The organism is Falsiroseomonas oryzae (assembly GCF_027856955.1).
Taxonomy (GTDB): domain Bacteria; phylum Pseudomonadota; class Alphaproteobacteria; order Acetobacterales; family Acetobacteraceae; genus Falsiroseomonas; species Falsiroseomonas oryzae.
Genome location: NZ_JAPSMD010000514.1, coordinates 1 through 3,349 on the forward strand (window position 1 = coordinate 1; position 3,349 = coordinate 3,349).

General features: G+C 75.3%; 2 protein-coding genes. One reads left to right on the forward strand and one right to left on the reverse strand.

What is annotated here, in order from left to right; all coding sequences use genetic code 11:
* Window positions 1–7: 7 nt before the first annotated feature.
* On the reverse strand, window positions 8–1,405 hold the full coding sequence (gene gltX, locus OZN99_RS28025) for a glutamate--tRNA ligase (protein ID WP_270938509.1): 1,398 nt from the start codon (window positions 1,403–1,405) through the stop codon (window positions 8–10).
* Window positions 1,406–1,549: 144 nt separating this feature from the next.
* Between gltX and OZN99_RS28030 the strand changes: the two genes are divergently transcribed.
* The coding region (locus OZN99_RS28030) for a ComEC/Rec2 family competence protein (RefSeq protein ID WP_270938510.1) at window positions 1,550–3,349 on the forward strand (1,800 nt) is incomplete at its 3' end.

Sequence of the window (3,349 nt, forward strand, 5' to 3'; positions counted from 1 at the left end):
CGACCCGTCAGCCCTCCGCCGCCGCCAGGATGCGCCCGATCGCCTCGCCGCGGCCGAGCGCGAAGAGCACGGCGTCGATCGGCGGCGACTGCGTGCTGCCGGTCAGCGCCGCGCGCAGCGGCTGCGCCACGGCGCCGAGCTTCACGCCCTTCACATCCGCATAGTCGCGCAGCCACTGCTCCAGGTCCTGGCGCTCCCACGGCGCGTCGCCGAGGAACTGCGCGAGGTCCTGCAGCCGCGCCTTCGCCTCCGCCGTCAGCAGCGCGGCCGCCTTCGGCTCCATCGCCGGCGGGCCGTCATGCAGGGCGAAGAGCGCGGCGCCGGCCAGCTCCTCCACCGTCTTCGCGCGCTCCTTCAGGTCGGGCATCAACAGCGCGATCCGCGCCGCGCCGTCCGTGCCGAACAGCACGCCGCGCTTCGCGAAGCGCTCCAGCACCTCGCGCGTCAGCCGATCGTTCTCGGCGGCGCGGAGATACACGCCGTTGAAATGCGTCAGCTTGGCGTAGTCCATGCGCGCCGCGGCGCGGCCGACATCGGCGATGTCGAAGATGCGGATCGCCTCCTCGCGCCCGATGATCTCGGTGTCGCCATGGCCCCAGCCGAGGCGCAGCAGGTAGTTGCAGACGGCCTCCGGCAGGAAGCCCTGCTCCTTGAACTCCAGCGCGCCGACCGCGCCGTGCCGCTTCGACAGCTTGGCGCCGTCGGCGCCGTGAATGAGCGGAACATGGGCGAAGTGAGGCCGCCGCCAGCGCATCGCGTCGTAGACCATGCACTGGCGGAAGGTGTTGGTGAGATGGTCGTCGCCGCGGATGACATGGGTGATCTCCATGTCGTGGTCGTCCACCACCACGGCGTGCAGGTAGGTCGGCGTGCCGTCCGAGCGCAGGATGATCATGTCGTCCAGCTCGCTCGCGGCGACGCGCACCTCGCCCTGCACCAGGTCCTTCACCACGGTCTCGCCCTCGCGCGGGGCCTTGATGCGGATGGCCGGCGCGACCGACGGCGCCTTCGCCGGGTCCATGCCGATCCAGCGGCTGCCGTCGTATTTGAACGGGCGCTTCGCGGCCTCCGCCTCGGCGCGCTGGGCGGCCAGCTCGTCCGGCGTGTCGTAGGCCAGGTAGGCGGCGCCCTTGGCCAGCAGCTCGCGCGCGACGGCGGCGTGGCGCGGCTCCCGCTGGCTCTGGAACACCGGCGGCTCGTCCGGGGAGAGGCCGAGCCAGGCCAGGCTGTCCAGGATCTGCTGCACCGCTTCCGGCGTGGAGCGCTGCCGGTCCGTGTCCTCGATGCGCAGCAGGTACTGGCCGCCATGGCGCCGCGCGAAGAGGAAGTTGAACAGCGCGGTGCGCGCGCCGCCGATGTGCAGGTAGCCGGTGGGGGAGGGGGCGAAACGCGTGCGGACCGACATGGGATGTCCCCGAGGGCAGGAAGCTGCGCGGTCTTAGCCCGCCGCCGGCCCGGCCGGAACCGTCCGGCACGGCGAGTCCGAACGCCGGCGTCGACCCGCACGCGAGGGTTGCATCGCGGGCCCGGTGCGCCGACCTTCACGCGGGTGAGCCTGGCCCTGGCCCCCGTCGAGCGGCCCGACGCCCCGGCGCGGCTGCGCGCCGCGGCGATCGGGCTGGTCGCGACCCAGCATGGCCGCTTCGGGCCCTGGCTCGCCGTGGCGCTCGGTGCCGGCGTCCTGGCCTATTTCCAGCCGGCGGAGGAACCGGGCTGGGACGCGCTGTGGCTGGTGCCGCCGCTGCTGGCGCTGGCCGTCCTCGTGGCACGCCGGGCCCCGCTGAGCGGCTGGGCGATCGGGATGCTGGCGGCCGGGCTGCTCGGCTTCGGCATGGCCGGCTGGCACGCCGCGCGGATGCCCGCGCCGCTCGACCTGCCGACGACCGCCGTGACGCTGACCGGGACGGTGACGGAGGTGGAGACGCTGCCGGAGGGCCGGCGCATCACCCTGCGCGGCGCCCGGATCGACGCGCAGGCACCGTTGGCGCGCAGCCTGCGCATCCGCCTGCGGACCAACGATCCGGCGGCGATCGCCGCGGGCGACAGTATCAGGCTGCGCGCGCTGCTGCGCCCGCCGCCGCCGCCGGTTGCGCCGGGGGCCTGGGACTTCCAGCGGGCGGCCTTCTTCTCGGGCCTCGGCGGGTCGGGCACGGCACTCGGGCCGGTGGAGATCCTGTCCTCCGAGGCGTCGGGCGGCGGCTTCGCGCGGTTGCGTGCGCGGCTGGAGACCCGGGTGGAGTCGGCCATTCCCGGTGCGGCGGGGGCGGTCGCGACGGCGCTGCTGACGGGCTCGCAGGCGGCGATCCCGCCAGCCGAGCTCGAGGCGATGCGCGATTCCGGGCTGGCGCACCTGCTCTCGGTCTCCGGCCTGCACATGACCATCGTGATGGGGGCGGTCTTCGCCACGCTGCGCCTGGCCATCGCGCTGGTGCCGTGGCTGGCGCTGCGCGTGCCGGGCAAGGCGGTGGCGGCGGTCGGCGCGCTGGCGGCGGGGCTCGGCTACACGCTCCTGACCGGCGCGCAGGTGCCGATGCAGCGCTGCCTGGTGATGGCCGCCATCGTCACGCTCGGCCTGCTGGCCGGGCGGCGGGCGCTGACCGTGCGCACGCTGGCCATCGCCGCGGCGGTGGTGATGCTGGCGGCACCCGCCGAGCTGCTCGGGCCGTCCTTCCAGATGTCCTTCGCCGCCGTCCTGGCCCTGGCCGCGGGGTGGGAGGCGCTGCGCGGCCGACTGCATCCGGGCGGCGGCTGGCGGCGCCGCCTGGCGGTGGCCGCCTTCGCCCTCGTGCTGACCTCCGTCCTGGCGGGGGCGGCGACGACACCCTTCGGCCTGCACCATTTCGGCCGGCTGCAGGTCTATGGCGTGGCCGCGAATGCGGTGGCGGTGCCGCTGACCTCGCTGCTGGTGATGCCGGCCGGGATGATCGCGCTGGCGCTGATGCCGCTGGGGCTGGAGGCGCCGGCGCTCTGGGCGATGGGGCAGGGGGTGGAGGCCATCCTGGCGGTGGCGCGCATGGTCGCCGCCTGGCCCGAGGCATCCCCCGTGCTGCGCCCGCTGCCGGGCTGGGCGCTGGCGGTGGCGAGCCTCGGCTTCTGCTGGCTCGGCCTGTGGCGTGGCCCGCTTCGGCTGGCCGGCGTGCCGGCGATCGTCGGTGCGCTGGCGATGGGCATGGCACAGCCCCCGGCCGACCTGCTGGTCACCGGCGACGGGCGGCTGGTGGCGCTGCGGACCCCGTCCGGCGTCTTCCTGCAGGAACAGCCGGGCGCCACGGCCTTCGCCCGCGCCGCGCTGCTGCGCCGGATGGGCGTGGCGGAGGCCGCGCCCCTGCCGGCGCAGGGCGAGGCGGCC